General features: G+C 46.2%; 6 protein-coding genes. All 6 read left to right on the top strand.

The window, feature by feature from the left end; genetic code table 11:
* Positions 1-256: hypothetical protein (locus AC1DWN_RS27730; RefSeq protein WP_477562113.1), on the top strand; the 256-nt coding region annotated here is incomplete at its 5' end.
* 144 nt (positions 257-400) lie between these two features.
* Positions 401-1,204 carry a sugar phosphate isomerase/epimerase family protein gene (locus AC1DWN_RS27725; protein ID WP_477562112.1) on the top strand — a complete coding sequence of 268 codons (804 nt, stop codon included), beginning with the start codon at positions 401-403 and terminating at the stop codon, positions 1,202-1,204.
* 10 nt (positions 1,205-1,214) lie between these two features.
* Positions 1,215-2,603: a sulfatase family protein gene (locus AC1DWN_RS27720; RefSeq protein WP_477562111.1), complete on the top strand. Its 1,389-nt coding sequence runs from the start codon at positions 1,215-1,217 to the stop codon at positions 2,601-2,603.
* Between the two features lie 47 nt (positions 2,604-2,650).
* Complete coding sequence (locus tag AC1DWN_RS27715) at positions 2,651-3,655, top strand: Gfo/Idh/MocA family protein (protein WP_477562110.1); 1,005 nt, start codon at positions 2,651-2,653, stop codon at positions 3,653-3,655.
* Positions 3,652-4,221, top strand: a complete 570-nt coding sequence (gene cysC, locus AC1DWN_RS27710) for an adenylyl-sulfate kinase (RefSeq protein ID WP_477562109.1) — start codon at positions 3,652-3,654, stop codon at positions 4,219-4,221. Before AC1DWN_RS27715 ends, cysC begins: the two co-directional genes overlap by 4 nt.
* Positions 4,222-4,238: 17 nt before the next feature.
* The coding region (locus AC1DWN_RS27705) for a sulfatase (RefSeq protein WP_477562108.1) at positions 4,239-5,026 on the top strand (788 nt) is incomplete at its 3' end.

The following is a 5,026-nucleotide window of genomic DNA, read 5'->3' as shown; positions in this document are numbered from 1 at the left end:
CAGTACCCCTATCCAGGCAGAGGTTACCGACTTCGGAACTCAGGATTTCAACCGAACCTTTAATAACAGACTTCATGCTTTTCTAGAGGATGTATCCAATAAAGTTTCACAGGATCAATTACGCGCAAGCGGCAGGGATGCTCTCGCTGTATTGGAATACGTACATGCGGTGCAGGAATCGTATGAGCGGGGCGGGGAAGTAGTAAGGCCTAATGCACTTCCACCGCTGCACGGTGATCCACTGTTTATGAAGTAATGCTAAACGGATAATGAGGGAAGCTCACTGTTTAGTGAGGCTAATCTCATTAATATGAGTTAATTAGGGTGCACAGCGATGTATGCCCCATCTCCCTCGGCGAATGCCGAGAGGCTATTTAAAAATCAGGGAGGTTCACCTTACATGATTAAGCTTGGCGTAAACTCTGTGTTATTTAAAGAATTTGGCTTTGCCGAAGCTGCAAAGCAAATCGCACTATGCGGATATGATGGCATTGAAATCGCCGCTATAGAGGGAATGTGCGAGCATTTGGATTTAAGCCGCTGGAGAGAACAGAAAAACGAGCTCCAAACCATCGTCAAGGACAATGGACTTGTGTTTCTATCTACCGAGGTCGCTTCGTTAAATGAAGAACGATTGTTTCCCGCGTTCGAGGCAGCGGCTGAAATAGGAATCCCGGTCGTGAATGTAGGACCTGGCGGCAAGCTTGGCGTTGAAGAAGACTTGAAGGCTTCCATAGATACATTAGCTCGAATGTCGGAAAGAGCGGCTTCCTATGGTATTACTCTGTGCGTAAAAGCACATGTAGGCAGCTCCATCCATAATACGCCTACAACGCTTAGAGCGATGGAGGAGATTCCATCTCAAGCATTCGGAATAGATATGGATCCGAGCCATATTCACAGGGCTGGAGAGAACGCGGAGGAAGCTCTTCCGTTCGTGATGAGCCGAGTAAAGCATATTCATATTCGCGATTGCAAGGGTAGGGAGCAGGGACCTGGACAGATAGGAATGCAGGCATGCGGACGGGGAGAAATCGATCTATACAATTATTGCAAAGTGTTAGTTGACGGTAATTACGATGGTCCTGTTGTTCTTGAAGTGATCGGCGCAGGGCCATCTCATTCATTAGCAGAGGTCTCGATCGTCGCAGCAGAATCCTATGGATACTTAAACGCTTGTCTAAAAAAATTAAACGCTCGCTAGGAGGGAAACCATGATGTCAAACAAAAAATCTAATGTCATCATTTTTGGAATTGACAGCTTGCGCAGTGATCATATGAGTTCCTATGGCTATTCTCGGTTGACTACACCTCATCTGGATAAGGTTGCTAGTGAAGGCGTCTTGTTTGAGAAGCATTTCAGCCCAAGCATTCCGACAACACCTGCATATGCTTCAATGCTGACAGGGATGGACGTATTTGAAACAGACGTAGTTGCTCTAAGGCACAAGGGCCCGATGGGAGAGCACCTCCAAACCTTGGCAGAAGTGCTTGGGGAAAAGGGCTACAATACGTCTTGTATTGGATTTACGGGGAATCCATCATCACGTGGTTTTCAGAGTTATCTCAATTATGAATCGTGGGTGCCGGATGATACAGGACGTACTCCTAAGGCACAAAATCTTAACGATGTAGCCATTCCTGAGCTGGACCGGCTTGCTGCGGAGGATAAACCGTTTTTGTTGTTTCTGCGGCATATGGATCCACACTCGCCTTATTTACCGCCGGACCCGTATGAACGAATCTTCTATGGTGCGGATGAGAAAGACCCGGCTAATGACTCGATGGAGCAGGTCTACGGATTTAAACCTTTTGGAGATTTTCTGAAATCATGGATCCCAGAGGGTGTCACTGATCACGAATATGTCACGGCCCAATATGATGGTGCGGTAGCCTACATGGATGCTTGTATTCAGAGTCTGTTCGTCAGGCTGAAAGCACTCGGACTTGAAGAAGAAACACTTATCGTAATTACATCTGACCACGGTGAGACGTTATATGAACATGATTGTTATTTCGACCATCACGGCTTGTACGACTGTACGCTTGTCGTTCCGCTTATTATCAAGTTTCCGGGCCATGTGCCATCAGGAAAAAGAGTGTCCGATGTTACCCTCATTTCCGATATTATGCCAACCGTGCTTGAACTGCTTGAAGTGGACACCGATGTGGCATTTGACGGCCGAAGTCTTACGAAAATGATGATCGGTGAAGAAACAGATCGTATTAGCGAGTTCTACATTACAGAATGTACATGGATGCGTAAGCACGGATGGCGAACCCAGGAATGGAAGCTGATCCAAGCGCTGGAGCCGGACTTTCATTTTAAGCCGGAGGTAGAATTATATAATCTAATTCAGGATCCGGAAGAAAACGTCAATGTTGCCGATCAAGAGCCGGAGGTTGTAGCCCTGCTCAGAAAACGAATGGAAGACCATATCGCGAGACGCGAGACGGAAGTGGGTCGGGTAAATCCGATTTATACCAACTTGAATTGGCATGGTAAAGATAAAACGTTCACTTCTTCTCAGGAGGCTTACGATTCTCTTTATATTGGTTCTATTGTAAATGCTCGATCACTGCAGGCCAAAGAAAAGAAATAGAGAAAGGTAAGGGGGTCCAATACTTTAAATGGAGAGGAAGGGTACTATTGATTAAAGTTGCGGTTGTTGGTGTTAACCACATCGGGAAAATTCACTGCCGTGCGTACGAGAAGCACCCCGATACGGAGCTTGCGGCTGTTTGCGATCTGATGCAGGATCGAGCCGAGTCGGCCGGCCGTGAGTTCGGTGTACCACACTTTACCGATCTCAAACATCTGCTAGATAAAGTGCCCATTGATGTTATCATTGTAGCTACCGCGGGTGAAGAGAAAGGCAGTCACCACTTTGAACCTGTAATGGCAGCGATTGAAGCAGGCAAGGATGTACTAGTAGAGAAGCCGATTTCCAATCGAATAGAAGAAGCACGCCAAATGGTCAGCTTTGCTAGGGAGAAAGGGATACGACTAGCTTGCAATTTGAATCATCGTTTTACGCCTGCGGCTTATAAGGCCAAGGAATTGGTGGAACAAGGAAAACTAGGATCTCTCTTATTTCTAAATATGAGGCTCACCATTCAAAATGCACAGGAAGATACGGAATGGCTACATATGCGGGCTCTGCATCCGCATTCTATCGACGTCATGCGTTACTTTGCAGGAGATGTGAAGCGGGTGCAGTCCTTTATGACAAAGGCGCCGGGAAGAACATCATGGTCGACAGTTTCCATTAATATGGAGTTTGCTTCAGGGGCTGTTGGACATTTAACAGGCAGTTACGACATGTCGATGCGTCACCCTATCGAGAACTGTGAGGTGGCAGGTCATGAAGGTCGGATTGTCATTGATAATTTATACGAGAGTATGACCTACTATCCTCACCAAACCGATGAAATAACGGTTATTCGGAATCCATTGTTCGGCGGAATGCAGGGATTCGATGACACCTTTAAACAGCGAATCAACCGTTTTATCTCACAGATCAAGGCGGGAGCCGCACCTAATGAAATCGAAGCATCGGGTTTCGATGCATTGGCGGCACAGGAGGTCATTGAAGCTGCCATAAGATCACATCAGAATGGCGGGGTCCCAATAGAGGTTACATCTGCACTTTGACTCATAGGAGGTATGCATACATGAATACACAACAAGGATCCGTATTATGGTTTATTGGTTTATCGGGAGCCGGGAAGACGACTACGGCACGACATGTTGCTTCGAAGCTAGTACAGCAGGGTCGCCGGGTCGAGATACTGGATGGTGATGAGCTTCGTCAAACTATTTGTAAAGGGCTGGGCTTTAGCAGGGAAGAACGGTTCGAGAATATTCGGCGAATCGCTTATGTATCTAAGCTGTTGGCACGTAATGGTGTGGATGTTATAGTATCTGCTATAACGCCTTATAGTGAGATGAGGGAGTTCAACCGCAGCGAGCTTCCTGGATATGTTGAGGTATATGTAAAGTGTTCGCTCAGTGAATGTGAGCGGCGTGATGTGAAAGGGCTGTATGCAAAAGCCCGCAGCGGTGAGCTGAAGTATTTTACAGGGATATCCGATCCATTCGATGAGCCGGAAAGTCCCGATATTACGATATGTACATCCTCATATTCCATTGAAGAAAATAGCGGGATTATCGAAACTTGGCTGAACAACAAACGTAGAGTTTTGAACGCTGCTCCTTAGGAGGATAACAGAACCATATGAAAATTATTCTAATTTCACTGGATACACTGCGAGCCTCCCGATTAAGTGGATACGGCTATACCAAACCGACTAGTCCATATCTTGACAGTATCGCTGAACAGGGCGTGTTATTTGAACGCGCATACGCCGCGGATATTCCTACTGAGGTGGCTCATACCGGTATATTTACTGGGAAGATCGGCCTCACGACAGGCGTCGTATCGCATGGCTCGGATCTGGCGCATCTGCCTAAATCTATAGAATGGCTGCCGACCATTCTTCGTTCTGCAGGATTTACGACCGCGGCAGTGGATAATATGTACCAGCTAAAAGAATGGTTTGTAAGAGGGTACCGTTACTATATGAATAGTGTAGGCGGCAATCGCTGGATCGATGGAAAAACCGTTAACGATTTGGCGATACCCTGGATTGAGCAGCATAAGGATGAGAACTTTTTTCTTTTTTTACATTACTGGGACGCACACACGCCTTATTTGCCGCCGTCCTCTTCCATTTCTGATTTCTATGAATCCGGCCGCGATCCCTATGATCCAGCTAACAAAAGCATGGAAGGGGCTTATAATCACCTAGCTTATCCTTTCTTTAAGCACCATCATTATGATTTAGTTGGACCGATTACAGATAGCCAATATATCGATTCCCTTTATGATGCGGAAATAAAATATTTGGACGACAGGTTGAAGGATTTGGATGATCATTTGGAGAAGCTTGGTATTCAAGAAGATACACTCATGATTCTATTTGGCGATCATGGTGAAAGTCTTACGGAGCATGACATCTATTG

The organism is Paenibacillus sp. P4_A7 (genome assembly GCF_056402455.1).
This window is presented reverse-complemented; position numbering and strand designations above follow the sequence as displayed.

Coding starts and splice junctions, on each gene's coding strand:
- AC1DWN_RS27725 (WP_477562112.1), top strand. CDS start 401: ATGATTAAGCTTGGCGTAAACTCTGTGTTATTTAAAGAATTTGGCTTT.
- AC1DWN_RS27720 (WP_477562111.1), top strand. CDS start 1,215: ATGATGTCAAACAAAAAATCTAATGTCATCATTTTTGGAATTGACAGC.